Origin of the sequence: Peribacillus sp. AS_2 (genome assembly GCF_026891895.1) — a bacterium.
Taxonomy (GTDB): Bacteria; Bacillota; Bacilli; order Bacillales; family DSM-1321; genus Peribacillus; species Peribacillus frigoritolerans.
This window is the reverse complement of sequence record NZ_JAPTGA010000008.1, coordinates 165702-188213: the sequence shown is the minus strand read 5'-3', so window position 1 is coordinate 188213 and position 22512 is coordinate 165702. Positions and strand designations below refer to the sequence as shown.

At 41.3% G+C, this 22512-nt stretch carries 21 protein-coding genes and 1 riboswitch; of the genes, 1 reads left to right on the top strand and 20 read right to left on the bottom strand.

The genetic code is table 11. The features are described 5' to 3' along the window. Nucleotides 1–155 precede the first annotated feature (155 nt). The 11 genes from OTG27_RS16240 to OTG27_RS16190 all read right to left on the bottom strand — a co-directional run bounded on the left by OTG27_RS16240 (nucleotide 156) and on the right by OTG27_RS16190 (nucleotide 11625). Nucleotides 156–1277, bottom strand: a complete 1122-nt coding sequence (locus OTG27_RS16240) for a Ger(x)C family spore germination protein (RefSeq protein WP_268937425.1) — start codon at nucleotides 1275–1277, stop codon at nucleotides 156–158. Further along, nucleotides 1274–2749 carry a spore germination protein gene (locus tag OTG27_RS16235; RefSeq protein WP_268937424.1) on the bottom strand — a complete coding sequence of 492 codons (1476 nt, stop codon included), beginning with the start codon at nucleotides 2747–2749 and terminating at the stop codon, nucleotides 1274–1276. Before OTG27_RS16235 ends, OTG27_RS16240 begins: the two co-directional genes overlap by 4 nt. Continuing rightward, nucleotides 2746–3834, bottom strand: a complete 1089-nt coding sequence (locus OTG27_RS16230) for a GerAB/ArcD/ProY family transporter (RefSeq protein WP_268937423.1) — start codon at nucleotides 3832–3834, stop codon at nucleotides 2746–2748. Before OTG27_RS16230 ends, OTG27_RS16235 begins: the two co-directional genes overlap by 4 nt. 606 nt (nucleotides 3835–4440) lie before the next feature. After that, the gene (locus OTG27_RS16225; RefSeq protein ID WP_034308974.1) at nucleotides 4441–5520 is read right to left on the bottom strand and encodes a GerMN domain-containing protein; all 1080 of its coding nucleotides are present in this window, start codon (nucleotides 5518–5520) and stop codon (nucleotides 4441–4443) included. Nucleotides 5521–5852: 332 nt separating this feature from the next. Beyond that, nucleotides 5853–6656 carry a glutamate racemase gene (gene racE / locus OTG27_RS16220; protein ID WP_057276666.1) on the bottom strand — a complete coding sequence of 268 codons (804 nt, stop codon included), beginning with the start codon at nucleotides 6654–6656 and terminating at the stop codon, nucleotides 5853–5855. Nucleotides 6657–6666: 10 nt separating this feature from the next. Further along, nucleotides 6667–7110: a MarR family winged helix-turn-helix transcriptional regulator gene (locus OTG27_RS16215; protein ID WP_034308979.1), complete on the bottom strand. Its 444-nt coding sequence runs from the start codon at nucleotides 7108–7110 to the stop codon at nucleotides 6667–6669. A 217-nt stretch (nucleotides 7111–7327) separates the two neighbouring features. Beyond that, complete coding sequence (locus tag OTG27_RS16210) at nucleotides 7328–7552, bottom strand: helix-turn-helix domain-containing protein (protein WP_028392149.1); 225 nt, start codon at nucleotides 7550–7552, stop codon at nucleotides 7328–7330. Nucleotides 7553–7674: 122 nt separating this feature from the next. Further along, nucleotides 7675–8139 carry an acyl-CoA thioesterase gene (locus OTG27_RS16205; protein ID WP_057276667.1) on the bottom strand — a complete coding sequence of 155 codons (465 nt, stop codon included), beginning with the start codon at nucleotides 8137–8139 and terminating at the stop codon, nucleotides 7675–7677. Between the two features lie 264 nt (nucleotides 8140–8403). Then, nucleotides 8404–9177, bottom strand: coding sequence for a succinate dehydrogenase iron-sulfur subunit (gene sdhB / locus OTG27_RS16200; protein WP_034308984.1), 774 nt, complete (start codon nucleotides 9175–9177; stop codon nucleotides 8404–8406). Between the two features lie 17 nt (nucleotides 9178–9194). After that, the gene (gene sdhA / locus OTG27_RS16195) at nucleotides 9195–10946 is read right to left on the bottom strand and encodes a succinate dehydrogenase flavoprotein subunit (protein WP_034311432.1); all 1752 of its coding nucleotides are present in this window, start codon (nucleotides 10944–10946) and stop codon (nucleotides 9195–9197) included. Nucleotides 10947–11016: 70 nt separating this feature from the next. Next, nucleotides 11017–11625 (bottom strand): succinate dehydrogenase cytochrome b558 subunit, encoded by a 609-nt coding sequence (locus tag OTG27_RS16190; protein ID WP_063575535.1) that lies wholly within the window; start codon nucleotides 11623–11625, stop codon nucleotides 11017–11019. A gap of 383 nt (nucleotides 11626–12008) precedes the next feature. On the opposite strand from OTG27_RS16190, the gene OTG27_RS16185 reads away from it, so the two are divergent. After that, entirely contained in the window at nucleotides 12009–12479 is a 471-nt protein-coding gene (locus OTG27_RS16185; protein WP_063575534.1) for a YslB family protein, read from the top strand. Nucleotides 12480–12542: 63 nt separating this feature from the next. On the opposite strand, the gene OTG27_RS16180 is transcribed toward OTG27_RS16185, so the two are convergent. The 9 genes from OTG27_RS16180 to OTG27_RS16140 all read right to left on the bottom strand — a co-directional run bounded on the left by OTG27_RS16180 (nucleotide 12543) and on the right by OTG27_RS16140 (nucleotide 21833). After that, entirely contained in the window at nucleotides 12543–13775 is a 1233-nt protein-coding gene (locus OTG27_RS16180; RefSeq protein ID WP_268937422.1) for an aspartate kinase, read from the bottom strand. Nucleotides 13776–13864: 89 nt separating this feature from the next. Further along, nucleotides 13865–14041: riboswitch (Lysine riboswitch) on the bottom strand. Nucleotides 14042–14102: 61 nt separating this feature from the next. After that, nucleotides 14103–15875 carry an excinuclease ABC subunit UvrC gene (gene uvrC / locus OTG27_RS16175; protein WP_268937421.1) on the bottom strand — a complete coding sequence of 591 codons (1773 nt, stop codon included), beginning with the start codon at nucleotides 15873–15875 and terminating at the stop codon, nucleotides 14103–14105. Between the two features lie 103 nt (nucleotides 15876–15978). Beyond that, nucleotides 15979–16299, bottom strand: coding sequence for a thioredoxin (gene trxA / locus OTG27_RS16170; protein WP_328113193.1), 321 nt, complete (start codon nucleotides 16297–16299; stop codon nucleotides 15979–15981). Nucleotides 16300–16500: 201 nt separating this feature from the next. Beyond that, a complete protein-coding gene (locus OTG27_RS16165; RefSeq protein WP_063575532.1) occupies nucleotides 16501–17478 on the bottom strand; it encodes an electron transfer flavoprotein subunit alpha/FixB family protein in 978 nt (325 codons plus the stop codon). Nucleotides 17479–17547: 69 nt separating this feature from the next. Beyond that, nucleotides 17548–18321, bottom strand: a complete 774-nt coding sequence (locus OTG27_RS16160; RefSeq protein WP_057276670.1) for an electron transfer flavoprotein subunit beta/FixA family protein — start codon at nucleotides 18319–18321, stop codon at nucleotides 17548–17550. A gap of 122 nt (nucleotides 18322–18443) precedes the next feature. Beyond that, nucleotides 18444–19217, bottom strand: a complete 774-nt coding sequence (locus OTG27_RS16155) for an enoyl-CoA hydratase (RefSeq protein WP_268937420.1) — start codon at nucleotides 19215–19217, stop codon at nucleotides 18444–18446. Between the two features lie 125 nt (nucleotides 19218–19342). Beyond that, complete coding sequence (locus tag OTG27_RS16150; protein ID WP_268937419.1) at nucleotides 19343–19930, bottom strand: fatty acid metabolism transcriptional regulator FadR; 588 nt, start codon at nucleotides 19928–19930, stop codon at nucleotides 19343–19345. Then, nucleotides 19927–20049 carry a hypothetical protein gene (locus OTG27_RS16145; RefSeq protein ID WP_262983582.1) on the bottom strand — a complete coding sequence of 41 codons (123 nt, stop codon included), beginning with the start codon at nucleotides 20047–20049 and terminating at the stop codon, nucleotides 19927–19929. The genes OTG27_RS16150 and OTG27_RS16145 overlap by 4 nt, the downstream gene beginning before the upstream one ends. An 83-nt stretch (nucleotides 20050–20132) precedes the next feature. Beyond that, nucleotides 20133–21833: a long-chain-fatty-acid--CoA ligase gene (locus OTG27_RS16140; RefSeq protein ID WP_268937418.1), complete on the bottom strand. Its 1701-nt coding sequence runs from the start codon at nucleotides 21831–21833 to the stop codon at nucleotides 20133–20135. Nucleotides 21834–22512 lie beyond the last annotated feature (679 nt).

Below are 22512 nucleotides of genomic sequence, written 5' to 3'. Positions count from 1 at the left end.
TTTGCTGTCATTCGTCATATGTAAAAGCCGCTTCTTCTCCAGTGCCAACGGACGGATTCAACTCTGCCTATCATGATCAACAACAGCCGCTGAATTTTCCAGATAAGTTAAGTCTAACACAACTCCCTCACCTGCAATAACCTGAAACTTATAAACTAACGTTTGTAATTTTCACTATGTTCAATATGGATATTAACTTTTATATCATTTATTGAAGTCTTATCAAAGGAATTAATAATTTTATTATCCCACTTATTGACATGGTATCTGTATGCCTTTTCACTTATGTTAAAAAGGTCTGTATTGATTTTCTCCCCCGTCTCCAATGTCTTCAAAATATCTTGCTTAATTTTTATTTCTACCTTTTTTTCGATTTTTTCCAGATCCAAGTTGTCTATATTCTGTTTCAATATCCCATTTGCTTTAACTTCTAAATCATATAAGGGTTTCTTTTGTTGTTCCAATACTTTGATGTTTGTTTTGGGGTCCATGATTTCAACACTTACCTTTTGTTTATTCAGGGAAAAAAACATGACTGTCGCCTTATTTTCAACCCACTTCATACCAATCAAATCTTGTTTACTTACGAACCCTTTATACTGTTGTTTTGATAAAACATAGCCGCCATTCAACGTTGGTATCTTTTTTTCTTTCCCTCTGTCTGTGTAATGATGCTCATTTATTACCATTGAGGGAATTAAAATGGAACCAACCGGTTGATAAAATTTCGACACCAGTTCACTGAATTTTAACGGGGAAATGAAATAGTTTTCATTAATAACGGTCTCTGGCCTTTGAATGATCGTGAATAAGTTAGGAAGATTAAAGAAACTATCACCGTTAAACACCTTTTTAATATCCTCGTTTGTAACAAACAGCCATGAATTGTATCGCAATAAGGGCTCTTTCCCTACATATTCAATGAAATCCTTCATTTTCTTATTGATTACATCCTCACTTAAAATGAAGGAGTTAACATGCCCGATATAAAGTGGCAATGCTGCATTTTGTTCCAATTCAGTAAATGCTTCTTCGATACTTTCCCCTTTACCTTTCCCAATGACAACACCAGTTTTTTCTTGTAATGCTGTGGCCCCCTCTTGTTTTGCTATATCCGCAAAATTCAATGCTTGAAAGTATAAGATGAATTCACCCTCTTTATAATCGATCCCTAGAGCGGATCCATATGTTTGAGCTTGAATTTCCTTCATTCCCCAGCAGCCTGTCGTCAATAAAAGTTGACAGCCAATTACCATGACTGCAATTAGCTTTCTCATTTGTCCGACTCCTTTTGCGATTCATTATCACTGGATTGTAGAGCTTGATTCCGCTGCCTTAACATCCCATATGGAAGCTTGAATAAGACTTTTAACATGTCCGATTTATTTGGTTTGGAAAATGGATTCACAAAAGGCTGTCCGAAACTTTCCAAGGAAACCACAACAATCAAGATAAGAAATATTCCCATGAAGAATCCAAACAAGCCTAGAAATGCTGAACATGCAAATATGAATAACCTTATAAGAACGATATTCCCAGCGATATTCTGATTGATTAAGGTATAGCTTGAGAGAACTGTAACAGCAATTACTACGAGCATGGAGGGTGAAGTCAGCCCTGCCCGAATCGCTGCATCACCTATAATCAATCCACCCAATACAGAAACCGTCGGACCAACAGCTTTTGGCAGGCGAAGACCGGCTTCTTTAAATAGTTCAAACATTATGATCATTACGAATGCCTCCAAAGAAGCAGGTATGGGTAATCCCTGTCTCGTGATTGAAATCGTCGCAAGAAGCGAAAAGGGAATTTGATCGAATTGATAGGTAACCAACGCTATAAAAAATCCCGGTAACGTAACCGTTACAAATAATGAGACTACACGTATGATGCGCATAAAACTAATGTAAAAAAAGCTTGCATGTGCGTCATCCGCAGCATAAAGTAACTGATTAATACTCGTTGGTCCGATCAAGCTTGTGGGATTCCCGTCTACCAGGATGGCAAAGCGCCCTTGATTCAAGGATTCAACAACATAGTCCGGTCGACCGATATACTCCATTAAGGGGAAAATGGAAAATTGAGTATCATATAAGAGTTCTTCAACTTGGTAACTGCTGACTATGATATCAGCCTTTAATGAATCCAATCGTTTTTTAACATCCAAAAGAATTGAGGGATTGATAATGTCATCAATATATAGCAGCAATATTTTAGTTTTACTTCTTTTCCCGATTGTATATTCTATACATTTAAGTGATGCCGTTTTTAACCTCTGGCGAATTAAAGACATGTTATCCGCTATATTCTCAACGAATCCATCCCTAGGTCCCCGAATGGAAGATTCTATATTGGATTCTTCCGGACTGCGCTTAGGGGAATTGGCTAATGGGGTATGGTAAATTTCGTTGGAAGATTCATTAATAATGATCAGGTCTCCTGAAAAAAGAATGCTTTCTACTCCGTCTTTTAAATCAGAGCCCTTTTTAAGCGTACTGATCTCCATGATATTGCTTAATTGATCAATTGTTAATTCGCCATTTTCTTGAACCGCTTTAGATATTGTAGGCAGAATCACTTCATTGATGAATGGCATATCCACTAAGTTTGGCGCATATAAAAATCCCAACAAATAACGACCTTCATTATCAAAAGTTTTTGTCCTTAAAACAACATCGGAAGAATGTTCGAACCATTTTCGGATTTGGTCAATGCAAGAAGGAGTACCATTCAAATTTCCCTTCTTCATAATGTTTCACCTTTTCCTTTTCCTTTTCCCTTTTTAAAAATAATAAATAACAGTATAATTGCAGCACTAAAAAGAAACAGACTGCTTATCGGAAAGAAATATTTGTATAAAAGATTAAAAAATGAAGTAGCATCCCAATGGATTAGCGTTCCAATAACAATTAACAAATATAGTGTAAACAGTATCCACTTCTGATGTTTTGAATTCGAGATTAACTTATAGCCTATAAATAAACATAAACTAATTCGGATCATGGCACCTGAAAGCCATTGGAAAATGGAAAGGAAATCAAGTCGAGTAATATAATAGCCAAATCTTAGCAACTTCCACTGTTCGTATGCCGGATTCCTCATTTTCACCGCTTCCACAGAACCAAATTCCGCCATCGCTCCCATGAGGGGGCCTAACGTCAGCATGATGAGGATAATACCAACCAGTAAAAGCCACTTGGCTTTTAGCTTGTTTTTCAAGTAAGGAGTTAAAAATAAAAAAACGATAATTTCTAAATATCCTGCACTCGTATACAGCATTCCATTTAGTGTATGGCGATACCCGCTTTCAAATATCGGGAACAATAATTCGTAATTCTTATTACTCGTGTTCCCCAGCCCCACAAATATCCCCAAAATAGTGACGACCGGAAGAAATAGGAGAGCCAAAGTACTTATGGTGCGTATTCCTTTATAACTTGCAAAAATACAAATAAAAGTGAATAGGCTGACGACTACGATGTTTGGAATGTCATGAGTATAATTAGCTTTTGCCCAAATCAATGTAAATTTGACGGTTATGAAGGCGTTAATTATAAAGTACAAGGCAAATGCTATCGTGAAAATATATGTAACAAAAGGTGTAGACCATTTTTTCAGAAAAGAGATTATATCTTCTTTATCTAGTTTTTTATAAATATAAAAAATAAATAGTGTCCAAACGATACATGGAACAACACTTATTATGACACTTATCCATCCGTCGCGTTGAGATGCGGATAAGATATTGGGGAGGAGCAGGACATGCACCATGAATCCTGTATTCATGATGATTAAAACATAGATGTGTAAAGCCTGAATGATCTTTTGATCCATAATATCCCCCCATCCATTACATGATTAAAAGTAATTTCCCCTTTTTAAAATTTATTTATGTAAAAACTTTCCCACAACACGGGAAATTGCCTTGGGGCGATATTAGCTTTCACTCTTTAACAGCGTGGTCATTCAATGGCGGAGGCAAAAAAAATAAGAGGCAGCTATATGCTGCCTCACAGACTGTACAAATTTGGACGTTGATTGGAACGTAGGCACTCGCTTTCCGCGGGCGGTCCGGGAGCCTCCTCGGCGCAATTGCGCCTGTGGGGTCTCCCTTAGACTCGCTATTCCCGCAGGAGTCTCGCACACCCGCTCCAATCAACTATGTTTTAAATTTTAGATGGAAACTCCTTTTGCCTACAGTCTTTTTTGTTTTAAAATAGAACTATTAAAACTTGAGGTGATGAGGATGCTTTCGAAACATATTCTATTCAGCGAGATCAACTTGAAATGATTACTTTAGATCAACTGGTGCCGGCGAATCATTTGGTTCGTAAAATGGAAATTTCAAAAGGGGTTCGGAATTTTTTAATTCCGAACCCCTTTTGTCTACAAACTGAGAGGCAGCTGTAAGCTGCCTCATTGTTTTATTTCTACATATATTTAAAAACTGCCTGTGTTGACTTTCTCTGGACGGACGACTGGTTCGGATAATTTCTTACCTTCTTCATTAAGAACATCTGCGCTGCCCTGCACTTGCACTTCAACGCTTTCAATTCCTTTCTGTTCCGTCAAGGAAAGGACCAAGGCATCAAGGACCTCTTGTGATACCTTTTTTTCTTTAAAGCTTCCAAGGATATTTTCGTTAAAATTCAGGCTGACCTTACCTTCTGCCACTTTTGGCTCGTCAAGTAAAGCTACATCACTCATGAACCCTGTTTGCAGGCTAGAGCCCGAAGGACTCTTCGTTAATTCCTGAATGACTGCTGTTACATTATCAGTCACCGTTTCGCTGATCCTGCGCGTCACGGGAACATAATAAGTGTACTCCTCATCACCGCCTACATAATAAACGGTGAGTGCTTTGGTATTGGAAATGTCGACTACATCACTCGTATCGATATTGATTCCTGAAGACCTTGAGATATTTTCATCTATCGGTGTGCCATTGACCGGCATTTCGGAAATATCTTCCCCATTGATTCTCATTTGGATTTTATCGACCGAGTCGAATTGTGTCAGGGTCCATGTGATGGCTTGAAGGATTTTAAGTTCATCCTCTTTCTGATAGTTTTTGAATTCCGGCGAAAAGTCCGCCACAGCCACCCCGTCTTTAATGTTCACGCTTATTTGGGTATCGGCAGGAATGACGGCCCTGAACCCATTTGGAAGTTTATCCGTGACTGGTCCGTTATTGACAAGGTAATCAAGGGCTTGTTTAGCGACAGCTTCCGATTTAGGAAGTTCCAATGTCTGTGGAACCACATACCCGCTTTTATCAATTAAATATAACTCCGTCTTCACCGTTTTCGATTCTACCGCGCCTTCTTCCCCCTCAGTCGCTGGCTTTTCCTCACCATTCGTTTCTGTTTCTTTTAATGAAGATTCATCCTCGACTAATGAAACATCCTTCGGGGGATCAATTTCCTTTTTCTCTTCACCGCCAAATAATCCGCAGCCTGAAAGCCAAAAAGAAGATGCCAGAATGGTCACAGCCATTGTTACTTTTGATTTATTGGACATAAAATCACTCCTAGGACAGTTTGTACTCCTATTTATACGAGCCCTAGGGGAAAATAGACCAATTATTTTCCCTCCGATAATGGAGCTGGGCAATTTGCCCGTATTGATGCATCTTTTTTAGCTTCATTAGGATTTGGGAGACTTCCTTGGAACAATCGACTCCTATCCCCAAGTATAATCTGAATGCTGGATAGGATCCTTTCATGCACCTGCAGGGAAAGCGAGTCCCTCACGTTCCAATCAACGGCCACATGTACAAACCATAAAAAAACTGCAGACAAACTCCATTTTCATTAAGTTTGTCTGCAGTCTGAAACTTCCAAATGGAAGTCTTATAAGTGATCGATTTTAATTGTTTCGATGGTATTGGCATGAATACCGAGCCAGCTCGACGCGATGGAACCAAACATATCTCTTGAACCGGTTGTATAAAAGCGATGAACTGGACGGAGCTTGCTTTTATTGATTAATTTATAGTAATCCAAAATGACACTTGCCTCCCGGGCCGTCTCTTCTCCGGAGGAAATGACTTGTACTTTATCCCCCATATAGGAAGATATTACAGGCCCCAGCAGTGGATAATGGGTACAGCCAAGGATCAGTGTATCGATTTTCGTTTTCTTCAACGGGTTCAAGGTTTGTGCCACGACCCGATTGACGATCCCCCCTTGAAACTCCCCGCTTTCTACGATTGGGACAAATTTCGGGCATGCTAAACTATCTACTTTCACATCGGAATTGATGGAAGCAAGTGCATCGTCATAAGCTTTGCTTTTTACCGTGCCTTCCGTACCGATAACTCCAATATGCAAGGAATCAGAAACTTTCAATGCCGCCCTTGCCCCTGGGTGTATGACACCCAACACAGGAATCGGAAGTATAGCCCTGATTTCATCCAATACAGCTGCAGTCGCTGTATTGCAAGCGATGATCAGCATTTTTATATCCTTCTTCATCAAAAATCTCGTCATTTGCCATGTGAAGGTTTGGACATCTTTTTTTGTCCTCGGCCCATATGGGCATCTTGCTGTATCACCTAAGTAAATTATATTTTCATTTGGAAGCTGACGCATGACTTCTTTAGCTACTGTCAAGCCGCCTACTCCTGAATCAATGATACCTATCGGTTGTTTCAAAAAACTCGCCTCATTTTTCTTTCATTTCTTGATGTAGTTTTACTAGAATCCCTTTGAGGGACATGATGTCAGATTCGTTAAAATTGACTAACACGCCACTCAAGTACTGCCTCCGTTTATTAATCACTTCTTCGATTATCCGTTCGCCTTCTTCAAGAAGGTGAATTCGAACCACACGCCGATCCTTTTCATCCCTGACACGCTGGACAAGCTGATGTTTCTCCATGCGGTCAATCAGGTCCGTCGTTGTACTGAAAGCGAGAAACATCTTCGTGGACAATTCGCCAATCGTCATGTCCCCTGATTCAAAAAGCCATTGCAAAGCCACGAATTGAGGAATGGTAATTTTATAATCATGGAGAATTTCTCTTCCCCTTTGCTTAAGCCATGACGATACATAGCGCAATTCCTTCTCGATATCGGCTACATATGCCGCCTGCTTCTCTTCATCCATAAACACAGCTCCCCACTTCATGAAACTTATCATACTACCATTTTGGATGAAAGTGAAATGATTTTCAAGATTGATTGACTGGAATCATAATGAAACCCCGCCATAAAAATAAGCAGCATCCAAAGAAGTCAAAACAACCAAATTGTTTTGCCCTTCCTTATATGCTGCCAATGAACGGGAGAGAAATTATTTATAAGGCTTACGTAGAGTTAACACATTAAAGCTTAAGTTCTCCCATACGAAGGAGTTCTATGACTGCCTGCGAACGTCCTTTAACTCCAAGCTTCTGCATCGCATTCGAAATATGGTTTCGAACTGTTTTTTCGCTAATAAACAATTCACCTGCGATTTCTTTTGTTGTTTTGTCTTGTACTAGTAACTCAAATACTTCTTTTTCTCTTTTGGTGAGTAATGGCTTATGAGTGAATTCGTTCTCCTTCAAGTAATGTTACCCTCCTTGCCTTCACCAGCATAAAACCCGGAGTGGGTGTCTATTTAGTCAAGATATAGTATGTCGGCTGGGGCAATGGAGTGACTCTTTTACTTGTCTAAATGGAAATATTTTTAGGAATGTTCCAGCACAGTATACAGCATCGAACGCTTCATGTCTTCCGTCCAAGGTACCGGCTTCCCGGTGGCCTTGGACACTTGTACAATCGTCCCCCTGCCCGTTAAACAAATTGAACCATCTTGTTTAGTCCCCATATAGTGTAGGTCCACTGAAGAATTTCCGATATGGTCAGCTTTCACATGGATTGTCAATTGATCATTGAAAAACATCTGCTTAAGGTAATCACACTGTAAATTGGCAACAACCGGCATCTCACCGCATTCAGCCGAGGTCCAATCCTTCATGAACCCCATACTGTTGAAATACTCAATCCGAGCTTCCTCAAAATAAGTAAAAGGAATCGTGTTATTCAAGTGCCCAAACATATCAGTTTCCGAAAAGCGGATCTTAATCTCATGTTTAAAAGAAAAATCATTGATCCACTCCGTTATATTATCGATATATGATATTTTGCCCAACTTGTGCACACCCTTTCTGAATTGAATGACTATTCACTCATTTTATAAGAAAACAACGATAATGAAAAGGATTTTCTATTGAAAGCAGGGTAAATTATCAAGCTCACTTCACAAATCCTTCACAGTTGGCCTGGTGCCGGATTTACACTTCAACCCCAGTTATCAATCGTTTATGATTCTCTCGATTCCCAACCAAGCCTGTGTATGTAAAAAAATGAAAAAAAGAACCCATATCATAAGATACAGGTTCTTTCATGTTCATGATTAAACTTCATCACTGCCGAAGAAGTTACGGAATTGTTGGATCGTAGTATCACGGTTCAACGCAGCAATCGAAGTCGTTAATGGAATGCCTTTAGGGCAAGACTGCACGCAGTTTTGTGAGTTACCGCAGTTTGCAAGTCCTCCATCACCCATGATCGTATTTAAACGTTCAGCTTTGTTCATTGCACCAGTTGGATGTGCATTGAATAAACGAACTTGTGATAATGGTTGTGGCCCAATGAAGTCTGAATTGCTGTTTACGTTCGGACAAGCTTCCAAACATACACCGCAAGTCATACATTTAGATAACTCGTAAGCCCATTGACGTTTCTTTTCTGGCATACGCGGTCCTGGTCCAAGGTTGTACGTTCCATCGATTGGAATCCATGCTTTTACCTTTTTCAATGAGTCGAACATACGGCTGCGATCGACTTGCAGGTCACGAACAACAGGGAATGTACGCATTGGTGCTAGACGAACCGGCTGCTCCAATTGATCGATAAGAGCTGTACATGATTGTCTTGGTTTACCATTGATAACCATTGAACAAGCACCACATACCTCTTCAAGACAGTTCATGTCCCATGCGATTGCTGTAGTGTGCTTGCCTTGTACCGTTACTGGATTACGACGAATTTCCATTAGGGCGGAAATTACGTTCATATTCGGACGGTACGCTAATTCGAATTCCTCATCATAAGGAGCTGAATCCGGTGTATCTTGACGAGTGATTATAAAACGGACTGTTTTAGTCTCAGATTTAGTTTCAACCATTTTTTTGCTCCCCCTCTTTAGTGTTTCGTAGTGTAGTCACGTTTACGCGGTGCGATCAGTGATACATCAATATCTTCATAATGGAATTCAGGTGCTTGATCCAAGCCTTTGAATGTTGCCATAGTAGTTTTCATGAATTCCTCATCATTACGTTCTGGGAAATCAGGTTTGTAATGCGCTCCGCGGCTTTCATCACGGTTTAACGCACCAATTGTGATTACACGGGCCAATTGCATCATGTTTTGCAGCTGTCTAGTGAATGCAGCTCCTTGGTTACTCCATTTTGCCGTGTCATTGATGTTAATTTTCTTGTAACGTTCCATCAGCTCAAGAATCTTGTTATCCGTTTCTTTCAGCTTGTCATTGTAACGAACTACAGTAACATGCTGAGTCATCCACTCACCAAGTTCTTTGTGAAGGATGTACGCATTTTCGTTACCATCAAGAGACATGACTTCATTCCATTTCTCTTGTTCTTGTTTTTCGTACCCTTCATACAATGAAGAAGGAATGGATTCTGAAGTTTTAGCAAGGCCTTCAATATATTTAACGGCATTCGGTCCAGCGACTGAACCACCATAGATTGCAGAAAGAAGTGAGTTGGCACCAAGACGGTTACCGCCATGTTGTGAATAATCGCACTCACCTGCAGCGAATAAACCTTTGATGTTAGTCATTTGGTCATAATCAACCCAAAGTCCGCCCATGGAATAGTGAACGGCAGGGAAAATTTTCATTGGAACTTTACGAGGATCTTCACCCATGAATTTCTCGTAGATTTCAATGATTCCGCCAAGTTTAATATCAAGTAATTTAGGATCTTTATGTGATAGATCCAGGTAAACCATGTTTTCACCATTAATGCCAAGCTTCATGTTCATACATACGTCGAAGATTTCACGAGTCGCGATATCACGAGGTACCAGATTACCATAAGCAGGGTATTTTTCTTCAAGGAAATACCAAGGTTTCCCGTCTTTATATGTCCAGATACGGCCACCTTCACCACGAGCGGATTCACTCATTAGACGAAGTTTGTCATCGCCAGGGATTGCTGTCGGGTGAATTTGAATGAACTCACCATTAGCATAATTAACACCTTGCTGATAAACGATGGAAGCTGCTGAACCTGTATTGATCATTGAGTTCGTTGATTTACCGAAAATGATTCCAGGGCCGCCGCTCGCCATGATGACTGCGTCTCCAGGGAATGATTTGATTTCCATTGAAGTCAGGTTTTGTGCTACGATACCGCGTGCTGTTTGCTCATCATCGATAACAGCTCCAAGGAATTCCCAGCCTTCATATTTCGTTACAAGGCCTTCAACTTCATAACGGCGAACCTGCTCGTCCAATGCGTAAAGTAATTGCTGACCAGTTGTTGCACCGGCGAATGCTGTACGGCTATGTTGAGTGCCACCGAAACGACGGAAATCAAGAAGACCTTCCGGAGTACGGTTGAACATAACACCCATACGGTCAAACATATGAATGATTGATGGTGCTGCTTCGCACATCGCTTTAACCGGCGGTTGGTTAGCCAAGAAATCTCCGCCATAAACTGTATCGTCGAAGTGGATATATGGAGAATCCCCTTCACCTTTTGTATTTACTGCCCCGTTGATTCCGCCTTGGGCACAAACTGAGTGAGAGCGTTTAACAGGCACTAAAGAAAATAAATCAACCTGTTGTCCCAGCTCTGCTGCTTTGATCGTAGCCATTAATCCAGCTAGACCTCCACCAACGATAACTATTTTACCTTTACCCAATTCTGTCACTCCCTTATTTCCATTAGCCAAGCTATGTTTTTCCTAATTCTTATAAATGAACTCTATCTTCTTATACGAATGCGAAAATTGCGCTGATTCCGATATAAGAAAGAAGAACGAAAACGATCAATGTAAAGTAAGTCATGATTCTTTGCGATCTTGGTGAAACTGTAAGACCCCAGCTCACAGCAAATGACCATAATCCATTAGCAAAGTGGAAGATTGCCGAGATAATACCAACAATATAGAACACAATCATGAATGGACTAGAGAAAATCTCTGCCATCATGTCAAAGTTAACTTCAGCACCCATAGCTGCTTGGATTCTCGTTGCCCATATATGCCAAACAAGGAAAATCAACGTTATGATTCCAGTTAGGCGTTGTAGCATGAACATCCAGTTACGGAAGAAACTAAATCTGCCTAAATTGTTTTTTGCTGTAAAGGCAATATAGATTCCGTACACAGCATGGAAAATGAGCGGTAGATAGATGACGACCCATTCCACCAAAATCTTCACGGGCGTAAACTCAATTAAATGAACTGCCCCATTAAAAGTCTCTTCTCCTTTTGTTGCCATAAAGTTTACAGATAAATGAAAAATTAGGAATAGACCAATTGGAATTACTCCTAGAAGTGAATGAAGCCTGCGATTCCCAAACTCACGATTTTTTGCCACTAAGTGCCCCCCCTTAATTTGTGAAAAATCATGCAAAGATAAACTGGTGGCTACCTTTTATCTCCGCGTGAAAATACAGTATAGAGTCAAAAAACTCCTCTATACTTCCTTTACAATTATGTGACATGTCCATTTTACTCCTGACTTCTATGTGCGTCAAGAAAACGGATACAAGAAATCTCTTTTTCAGAATAGATTTTATTGGATTATATTGGGTATTTTTTGTTTGTCAAGATGATATTTTGAATAAATTTGTAATTTAACTATTAATATCTCGGTATAATTTATCATTTTTTTCCAATTGCTATTTAAATAAATAAAAAACAGTATAATTTGCAAAAGAAATACGTTTATAATAGATTTACAGAAAGAGGCGATAAACTATGAAAAAAAATATTGCTGCTGCGATAGAAGAAGAGATTCAAACGGAAGAAATTCAAACTGAAGAATTCAAAGTTCCAGCTTTCGGGTACGAATTAATCAGAGAAGTTCTATTGAACGATATTCTCGGAAAAGACTCTAATCAAATCCTCTATTGGGCAGGTAAACAATTAGCAAGAAAATTCCCATTGAAGGGCGATCAGGAAGTGATTGAATTTTTCCAAAGCGCTGGATGGGGTAATCTGGAAATCTTGAAGTATACGAAACACCAAATGGAATTATCCCTCACGGGTGAAATAATCAGCCGCCGCCTGGATTTACACCCTGATTGTCACTTCCAGCTTGAAGCCGGTTTCCTTGCCGAGCAGTTTTCACTGCAAAAAAAATTCCTCAGCGAATCAACGGAAGAAATCAAACGCCGCGCAAAAAAAGTGATATTCACCATCCAATGGGATCCCAGAGATCCAATCTAATGAGCCCTGAAAACAGACTTACCCTTTTTACCGGAAGTCTGTTTTTTATTGGACTCCTGACACTTAGGCTAGCACATTTGCATGCTGACCAAGTTTAAATGCTTCATGAAGGGATTCAACTGCCTTCACCATTTCCTTTTCATTGACGACGGTCGAAACTTTAATTTCCGATGTGCTGACCATTTTCACCTGGATGCCTGTATTGGCCATCACTTCAAACATTTCGGCAGCCACTCCCGGATTGGATACCATACCAGAACCGACGATGGACACTTTGGCCAATCCGCTCTCCGTTTCGACCCGGTCGAATCCCAATTGATCTTTATTATTTTCCAGCACGATCAAGGCCGCTTCCGTATCTTCACTTTTTGTGGAAAAAGATAGATTCGTCGTATCCTCGGCAGTCATGCTTTGAATGATGATGTCCACATTGATCCGGTTTTTCGCAAGCGTCGTGAAGATCGTGGATAATGCACCAAGTGATTGGGGCAAACCATATATTGTGACCCTCGTAATACTGTCTTCAAAAGCAATGCCGCGTACAATTAAGTTTTCTTCCATAGTTGCTTCCTCCTCTATGATCGTACCTGATTCTCTCTCCATGCTTGAACGGACTTCAAGCGGAATTTGATAATTCTTTGCATATTCGACAGCCCTTGGGTGAAGGACGCCCGCCCCCAGGTTGGCAAGTTCCAGCATTTCATCGTAAGAAATGGATTGGAGTTTTCGCGCGCCTTTTATGTAGCGTGGGTCCGTTGTGAAAACACCCGTTACATCTGTATAAATATCGCATCTATCCGCATTAAGCGCTGCTGCGATGGCAACTGCCGTCGTATCGGAACCGCCTCGCCCTAAGGTAGTGATTTCCCCATTTGCATCGTTACCCTGGAAACCGGCTACGACCACTATTTTCTTCTCCTGAAGCTGGGCTTGGATCCTCGTGGCATCGATGTTTAAAATCCGGGCATTCCCATGAACGGATTCCGTTTGCATGCCAGCCTGCCAGCCGGTATATGAAATGGCTTCATGTCCTTCTTCAATCAATGCCATCGTTAACAGGGAAATCGTTACCTGTTCCCCAGTCGTCAATAGCATATCCATTTCCCTCTTGCTTGGGGATCCGGAAATATCACGCGCCATGGAAACCAATTGGTCCGTTGTTTTCCCCATAGCTGAAACAACGACGACAACCTCATTTCCTTTCTCCGCTTCCTCGATTACCCGATTGGCAACATTTTTGATTTTTTCTACGCTACCGACGGATGTTCCGCCGAATTTTTGAACGATTAATGCCATCCTCATGCACCCTCTCTACTTTTTAGGCAATAAAAAAAGCAATGAGAAATATCTCATTGCTGTGGTCACATATCTTAATACTGTAATCACAGTGAGATAGCTCTCCAGGGTATAAACCCTGACAATCCGCCATTTCTTAAATGTCGGACCAGGAGGACAAGGTATGAGTCTTGTCTTCCTTCGGCGGCGTCCCCTTTCAAAACCTTTCATGGAAGCTCATACTTCTCCAGGTTTTTACTCTTGAATTCCGCACCTCTATCAGCACTTTTAAGTTGTCTAGTTAAAAATTCCTTTTAATCATAGCATAGAGATTTATCGGTAGCAAGATTATTCTTGTAATTTTCTAACGATTCCCTCGGCTACCCCTTTTGGCATACCAGCTTCAATGATTTCCTCGGCCGTCGCCTCTTTGATTTTCTTCAATGATCCAAAATGCCTTAATAATTGCTTCCTTCGCTTTTCCCCGACTCCTGGAATATCATCAAGCTGGGAGTGAACCGCATTTTTCCCGCGTAGCTGGCGATGAAACGTAATCGCGAACCGATGCACTTCATCCTGAATTCTTTGCAATAGGTAAAATTCCTGGCTCCTTGAATCAAGAGGTACAAGTTCAAGCGGATTTCCGATCATCAATTGCGAGGTCCTATGCTTTTCATCCTTAATGAGGCCTGAAAGTGGAATATCCAAGCCTAATTCATTTTCCAGAATATCCCGTACCGCTTCGACATGTCCCTTTCCGCCATCAATGATGATCAAGTCCGGAAGCGGCAGCCCTTCTTTCAATACTCGTGAATACCTTCTTCTGACCACTTCACGCATCGATTCATAATCATCAGGTCCCTGGACCGTCTTGATCTTATATTTTCGGTACTCTCTTTTTTCCGGCTTCCCATCAATGAACACGACTAAAGCGGAAACGGGGTCACTTCCCTGGATATTGGAGTTATCGAAAGCTTCAATTCGATGCGGGGTGTAGATACCCAGTTGTTTCCCGAGGTTTTCCACCGCATTGATCGTTCTTTCTTCATCCCTCTCAATCAAAGAGAATTTTTCCTGAAGGGCGATGGAGGCATTTTTATTCGCCAATTTAAGCATGTCTTTTTTCGCTCCCCGTTTCGGGTGAATCGTTTTGACACCAAGCAGCCCTTCGGCCATTTCGGCATCCACAGATTCAGGCAGCAAGATTTCCTTTGGTTTAAAGTGGTTCGTAATCTCGTAAAACTGACCGAGGAATGTAAGAAGTTCCTGTTCGGGTTCATCGTAGACCGGAAAAAGCGAAACATCCCTTTCTATCAATTTACCCTGCCGGACAAAAAATACCTGAACGCACATCCAGCCTTTATCATAGGCAAAGCCAAAAACATCCCTGTCGATGAAATCGGTCGTCATCATTTTCTGCTTCTCCATCGTAATATCGATGTGGGCAATCTTGTCACGGAACTCCTTGGCCCTCTCGAAATCGAGTTCTTCCGATGCCTCCAGCATTTTTTCAGTCAGTTCTTTTTTTATTTCAGTATGCCCGCCGTTCAAGAACCGGTTGATATCATCGACCATTTTTTTATATTCCTGTTCCTCTACATCATATACACATGGGGCCAGGCACTGACCAAGGTGATAGTAGAGACAAACGCGATCCGGTAACGTATTGCATTTTCTTAGGGGATAGATGCGGTCGAGCAATTTTTTCGTTTCGTTAGCTGCAAATGCATTCGGATAAGGACCGAAATATTTCCCTTTGTCTTTTTTGACTTTTCGCGTAATGATTAGACGCGGGTGGCGTTCCGCAGTCAGCTTGATGAAAGGATACGTCTTATCATCCTTTAGCATGACATTATATTTTGGGTCATGTTTTTTGATTAAGTTCAACTCTAAAATAAGAGCCTCGATATTGGAAGAGGTGACAATGTATTCGAAATCCTCAATCTCGTTCACGAGTCGAAATGTTTTACCGTCGTGAGATCCCGTAAAATAAGAGCGGACACGATTTTTCAACACTTTCGCTTTGCCTACATATATGATCGTTCCCTGACGATCTTTCATTAAATAACAACCAGGTTGATCGGGAAGAAGGGCAAGTTTATTCTTTATTTGTTGATTCATGCATTCAGCCTCCTGTTCTCCCTTTTTTACAATCATTATATATCAAGATAGCGAAAAAAGCTTCAAGTCCGCAGACTTGAAGCTTTTATTAGCTATCTTACTATTACGCGTGTTTTGCAATAAGTTCAGCAAGTGCTTCTTTAGGTTGGAAACCAACAACCTTATCGACCACTTCACCGTCTTTAAGGACGATTAATGTCGGGATGCTCATCACACCGAATTTTCCAGCTGTTTCTTGGTTTTCATCTACATCCACTTTTACGATTTTTGCTGTATCGCCAATTTCAGTATCAAGCTCTTGAAGAACAGGAGCGATCATTTTACAAGGTCCACACCATGGAGCCCAAAAGTCTACAAGAACGACACCTTCGCTAGTATCTGTTGTGAAAGTTTGGTCAGTTGCATTTACAATAGCCATATATATTTCCTCCTCAAATTTACTCAAATAACTAAAAACAGTATACCACTGTTGCTCAAATCGATGCTAATATTTTGCTTCAGTGGTAGGATGTCCAAAAAAAGAGTAACTATGCAGGCCAAAAACCCTCCCCATTAGCGCAAACAAAGGGGCAAGACATGTATCGGCTTATGCCGAATGTCTTGCCCCTCATCTGTATTATTTCTATTACGCGTTAACTTTAAGTTTTTTGAATTCTTCCGTAAGTAATGGAACGACTTCGAAAAGATCTCCGACAATTCCATAATCAGCCACATTGAATATGTTAGCTTCCGGGTCTTTATTGATGGCAACGATAACCTTGGAATTGGACATTCCCGCTAAATGCTGGATCGCACCGGAAATTCCGCAGGCGATATAAAGATCAGGTGTTACGACTTTACCCGTTTGCCCGATTTGTAATGAGTAATCGCAATAGTCTGCATCACATGCTCCCCGGGAAGCTCCTACCGCTCCGCCAAGAACCTGTGCCAGTTCCTTTAATGGTTCAAAACCATCTTCACTTTTCACGCCACGGCCACCCGCGATGATTACTTTCGCTTCTGAAAGGTCCACCCCTTCACTGGCTTTTCTAACAACATCCTTAATGATTGTCCGTAAGTCCTTAATATCCACACTTAATGTAGAAACATCACCAGAGCGGGACTCATCTTTCGCTAATGGTTCGATATTGTTCGGACGGATTGTCGCGAAAATCACGCCAGCTGTAACAATTTTCTTTTCAAATGCTTTACCAGAATATATCGGGCGGGTGAAAACGATATTTCCGCCTTCTTCTTCAATGGATGTAACGTCGGAAATCAATCCTGATTCAAGTTTTCCAGCCAATTTAGGTGCAAGGTCTTTTCCTAAGGCTGTATGCCCAAAGAAAATTCCTTCCGGCTTTTCCTGCTCGATGACGGCAAGCAAGCTTTGCGCATATCCATCTGAAGTATATTGTTTCAATTGATCATTTTCGACTGCAATAACCCGGTCTGCACCATACTGGATCATTTCATTACCGAAATTCTGAACACTGTCACCAACTAAAACACCAACGATTTCCCCGCCATCCGCTGCAAGCTTAGCCGCACCGATAGCTTCAAATGATACATTTCTTAGTGAACCATCACGAACTTCGCCCAATACAAGAAACTTTCTAGCCATTTATAAAAACCTCCTGTGCTCTATTTTTCTTTTTGTCGTGTGTTGTTGTTTTGAGATGTACCGTATCGATTAAATCACTTTTGCTTCACTGCGTAATAACTGAACAAGCTCGGTAACTTGAGCACTGATTTCCCCGTCCAAAACTTTTCCAGCTTCTTTTTTAGCAGGAAGGTAAATTTCAATCGTTTTTGTTTTGGCCTCAACATCGTCCTCTTCCAAATCCAGGTCATCCAATTCCAATTCTTCAAGCGGTTTTTTCTTTGCCTTCATGATTCCTGGCAATGAAGGATAACGTGGCTCATTTAGCCCTTGTTGCGCTGTCACCAATAATGGAAGAGAGGCTTCGATCGTTTCAGAGTCCCCTTCGACATCACGGATAACGCTTACATTTCCATTTTCTATGTCCAATTTAGTAATGGTTGTAATATAAGGAATTCCCAAAATTTCGGCAACGCGTGGTCCCACTTGACCAGAGCCGCCATCGATTGCAACGTTCCCTGCAATGATTAGATCCGCATTTTTATCTTTTAAGTATTCGCCAATAATTTTGGCAGTCGTGAATTGGTCACCATTTTCTATGTCGTCTTCTATATTTATCAATACAGCTTTGTCAGCACCCATTGCCAACGCTGTGCGTAATTGCTTTTCAGCCTCTTCTGTTCCGACAGAAATAACCGTTACTTCGCCGCCTTGTGCATCACGCACCTGGATTGCTTCTTCAACTGCATACTCATCGTATGGATTAATGATGAATTCTGCCCCATCCTCATTGATTTTCCCGTTGGATAGTGTAATTTTTTCTTCTGTATCAAATGTTCTTTTCAGCAGTACATAAATGTTCACGATAATACCTCCCGAATAATTTGAGTTTTGAAGATTATGAATTTTATTGATATATAGTAATGTTCTACAGATTTCACCATAATCCTGCATGATATATAAAAATAGTTATTTAAACCGAAACATCATTTCCCTTTGAATACAGCTTCCCTTTTTTCAATGAAAGCGGCGATTCCTTCTTGTGCATCGGCAGTATCGAAAGCCTGACCAAAGAGGGCAGCTTCCCTTTCCACACCTGTATGGTAAGAATCATGCTTGGAATAATTCAATAACTCAATGGCCGCCTTTAATGCCAGTGGGCTCTTCTTGGCAATTTTATTGGCTAGATCCTTAGCTTTTGGAATCAGTTCTTCATCCGTGAAGGCATGATTCGCCAATCCGCATTGCACAGCTTCGGTGCCTGAAATCGGTTCGCTTGTAAACAGCATTTCAGCTGCCTTTGCCATGCCTACGTAACGAGGAAGACGTTGGGTCCCAGCAAATCCGGGGATTAAGCCCAACTGCAGCTCAGGCAAACCAAGTTTAGCCCTTTCGGTGACCAAACGGATGTGGCAGGCCATAGCCAGCTCCAATCCTCCGCCAAGCGCCGCACCATGGATGGCTGCAATGACCGGTTTGGGAAAAGATTCGATTTTCTCAAATACAGATTGACCATTCTTGGTCAGCTTCTCGAAAGCTTTCCCGTTTTTCACTTCCGTAAACTCTTTAATGTCCGCTCCTGCAGAGAAGAATCTTCCTTCACCATGAAGAAGGACAACCCGTACGGCTTCGTCTTTCCCAATTTGATCGAATGCCTGTGAAAGCTCTCCGATGATAGCCGAAGAAAGTGCATTTGCTGGTGCATGATCAATCGTTATAAAAGCCACATGATTTTCGACAGAAAGCTTAAGATATTCCATATCAATCCCTCCAGGCATGATAGTCAAACTTTTTTGATAATTCTCTATGTATCACTTCCAGTTAAAGCTGGAAGTTGAATTAACCGATTCTTTCGAGGATGGCTAGCCATCCTCTATTTAAATCGTTAACTTTTCAGGCCACAGCCGCCAATCAGCAGGCGGTGAACGTCTGGTGCAAGGTCAGGAAGCGAATACTTTTGCTCATTCATGACCCAAGTCGTCACAGTTTCATCAATCGTTCCAAAAATCATCTGCCTGGCAAGTAAATTATTTAAATCAGGCAGGAATTCGCCGTTCTCTTTTCCTTCTATAATGATCTGATCGATTAAATTTAAATACCCTCTTAACACATCATTGATCCTATGGCGCAATTCTTTATTCGACTGTCTTAATTCCAACTGAGTGACAATTGCTAAATTCACGTCTTCTGAAAGGTTTTGAAAATGTTTTTGGATGAGCACATGCAGTTTTTCCGAAGCAGTGGTCTTTCCTTTTATCTCTTCCTCGATCTGTTCCACAAAATACCCCATCTTTTCATGGAATAATGATATTAAGATATCTTCTTTATTTTTAAAATAAAGATAAATGGTGCCATCCGCTACGCCTGCCTGTTTGGCAATTTTGGATACTTGGGCTTGATAGTAACCGTTTTGGGCAATGACAATAACGGCCGCATCAATAATTTGATTATACTTTGGTCTGTTGCTTTTCACTGGATGTCCCCTTTCAGAAAAATGAATGAACCATCATTCATATTTCTATCATAAAATGATGACCCTTTACTGTCAAGCAAAACCTTATATAAGGCTCCTGACATTTCACTTCTGTTCATTGTACAGCCACCATCCATAGCTTGTCCAGCTGTTCTGCAAAACGGAGCCCTCTTCCGCTGCTCCGTTAAAAGGGGGTGCTTGTTTAAGCTTCTTTTCTTTCCTCGGATATTTTTTTCTTTTCTTCCTCGATAAGGACTCTTCTCAGGATCTTCCCTATCGTCGTTTTAGGAAGTTCATCCCTGAATTCATAGCTTCGCGGCACCTTATACGAAGCCAGGTTCTTTCTGGCAAATTCATTCAATTCCTCTTCAGTGACCCTGGCATTTTTTTTCAGGACGACATAGGCCTTGACGGTCTCTCCTCGATAAGGGTCAGGGATGCCTGCCACGACTACTTCCTGTATGGCCTCATGCTCGTATAGCACCTCTTCCACCTCACGTGGATATATATTGAAACCACCTGCAATGATTGTATCCTTTTTCCTCTCGACGACATAAAAGAACCCCTGCTCATCCATATAACCCAGATCGCCAGTAAGCAGCCAGCCATTTTTAAAGGTTTTTTCCGTTTCATCCGGACGGTTCCAATAACCTTTCATTACCTGTGGTCCTTTTATGGCAATCTCGCCTATTTCATTCGGAGGAAGCTCTTCATTGGATTCCAGGGACAGAATCGCCGAGTCAGTGTCCGGCCACGGCAGTCCAACGCTTCCTTTTACACGCGGCTGATCCCAAATGAAATTAGCATGTGTCACAGGTGAGGTTTCTGAAAGTCCATAGCCTTCAACTAGCTTCCCGCCGGTAATTTTCTCAAACTGCTCTTGAACCTCTAAGGGCAAAGATGCAGAACCGCTAATACAGGCATTGATGGAAGAAAGATCATATTTAGCGATATCCGGATGGTTCAAGAGGCCGATATACATCGTTGGCGCTCCTGGAAACATGGTCGGTTTCTGTTTTTGGATGGTTTTAAGCGTCGCTTCGACATCAAACTTCGGCATGATGATCATGGTGTTCCCTTCCATGACGGAAAGAACCAAGACCGTAGTCATACCGTACACATGGAAGAAAGGCAGAATCGCAAGGATCCTTTCCTCACCGCGCTTATTTTTGTAAAGCCATGCATTGCACATTTTCGTATTTGCCAGCAAGTTCTTATGAGTAAGCATGACCCCTTTGGGAAAGCCAGTTGTCCCACCTGTATATTGCAAAAGGGCAAGATCATTATTGACATCGATCGGCACAGTGTCGACTTCTTCAGTGATCTTTCGTTTCATGATTTCGGAAAATAAATGATGATTCCCTTCATGCTCCACATTGATGACAATGCCGTATTGCTTTTTTTGAATAAAAGGATAGATAAGATTTTTCGGGAAAGGTAAATATTCCTTGATAGCGGTTACAATTATATGTTCAATATCCGTTCTTGATGCCACTGCAGAAACACGGGGAAATAAAATATCCATCACTAAAATCATTTTCGCTCCGGAATCTTTCATTTGATATTCTAATTCACGTTCAGTATAGGTTGGGTTCGTTTGAACCACGACTCCTCCGGCCATCAATATCCCAAAAAAGCTTATGACACCCTGAGGGCAGTTAGGTAGCATGACGGCAACGCGTTCGCCTTTTTGAAGTCCGATACTTTTTAAATAGTCTGCAAACTTTAAAGCAGATTCATGCACTTCCCGGAAAGTTAATTCTTTTCCCTGGAAATGAATCGATACTTTATCAGGGAATTCCTCGGCTGATTCCTTTAAAAAAGAATAAAGAGGTTTATCTTCGTACGACAAAACAGCGGGTATCTGTTCCGGATAAATAGCTTGCCACGGCTTATTGCTCATTTGCCCCCTCCTTCTGAATATTCTCAATACTCTTAATCATTATAATACAATCGGGATTTTCTTACAATTGCCGAATTTCAGAGTATAAAGACCTTACGATGAAAGGCTGGATAGTATATATGTCCTATTCCAACTACAGGGAATGTTGGAATGGGACATATAAAAAGGGAAACAAAAAAAGGAGTGGCTATACTCCTTTCAGAATGTAGACAACCCTTTTACCCTCATTTTTTTCTTTTAAAAAAGTTCCAGTGATTGGAACGGAAGGTACAAGACTCCTGCGGGAAAAGCGTGCCTAGGGGAGACCACGCAGGCGCAAGCCGAGGAGGCTCCCCGACCGCCCGCGGAAAGCGAGTGCCTGGAGTGGAAATCAACGTTCCCATTTTACAAACGCAATTTGTAGACAAAAGGGTTCTATCTAAATAAAACAAAGTTGATTGGAACGTAAGGTACGAGACTCCTGCAGAAAAGCGTGGCATGGGAGACCCGGAAGGCGTGCCGAGGAGGCTCCCCGACCGCCCGCGGAAAGCGAGTGCCTGGAGTGGAAATCAACGTTCCCATTTTACAAACCCAGAAAAAAACTGCCGGCAAACAATTACTAGTTTTAAACAAAAGGGTTCTATCTAAATAAAACAAAGTTGATTGGAACGTAAGGTACGAGACTCCTGCGGGAAAAGCG

What these genes read in the sequence shown, in the direction of transcription:
- OTG27_RS16145 (WP_262983582.1), bottom strand. Translation starts at nt 20,049, where the DNA reads ATGAACAGAAGTGAAATGTCAGGAGCCTTATATAAGGTTTTGCTTGAC.
- OTG27_RS16180 (WP_268937422.1), bottom strand. Translation starts at nt 13,775, where the DNA reads ATGGCATTAATCGTTCAAAAATTCGGCGGAACATCCGTCGGTAGCGTA.
- OTG27_RS16165 (WP_063575532.1), bottom strand. Translation starts at nt 17,478, where the DNA reads ATGGCTAGAAAGTTTCTTGTATTGGGCGAAGTTCGTGATGGTTCACTA.
- OTG27_RS16230 (WP_268937423.1), bottom strand. Translation starts at nt 3,834, where the DNA reads ATGGATCAAAAGATCATTCAGGCTTTACACATCTATGTTTTAATCATC.
- uvrC (WP_268937421.1), bottom strand. Translation starts at nt 15,875, where the DNA reads ATGAATCAACAAATAAAGAATAAACTTGCCCTTCTTCCCGATCAACCT.
- sdhB (WP_034308984.1), bottom strand. Translation starts at nt 9,177, where the DNA reads ATGGTTGAAACTAAATCTGAGACTAAAACAGTCCGTTTTATAATCACT.
- OTG27_RS16215 (WP_034308979.1), bottom strand. Translation starts at nt 7,110, where the DNA reads ATGGATGAAGAGAAGCAGGCGGCATATGTAGCCGATATCGAGAAGGAA.
- OTG27_RS16140 (WP_268937418.1), bottom strand. Translation starts at nt 21,833, where the DNA reads ATGAGCAATAAGCCGTGGCAAGCTATTTATCCGGAACAGATACCCGCT.
- OTG27_RS16235 (WP_268937424.1), bottom strand. Translation starts at nt 2,749, where the DNA reads ATGAAGAAGGGAAATTTGAATGGTACTCCTTCTTGCATTGACCAAATC.
- OTG27_RS16155 (WP_268937420.1), bottom strand. Translation starts at nt 19,217, where the DNA reads ATGGAATATCTTAAGCTTTCTGTCGAAAATCATGTGGCTTTTATAACG.
- OTG27_RS16185 (WP_063575534.1), top strand. Translation starts at nt 12,009, where the DNA reads ATGAAAAAAAATATTGCTGCTGCGATAGAAGAAGAGATTCAAACGGAA.
- OTG27_RS16225 (WP_034308974.1), bottom strand. Translation starts at nt 5,520, where the DNA reads ATGTCCAATAAATCAAAAGTAACAATGGCTGTGACCATTCTGGCATCT.
- OTG27_RS16240 (WP_268937425.1), bottom strand. Translation starts at nt 1,277, where the DNA reads ATGAGAAAGCTAATTGCAGTCATGGTAATTGGCTGTCAACTTTTATTG.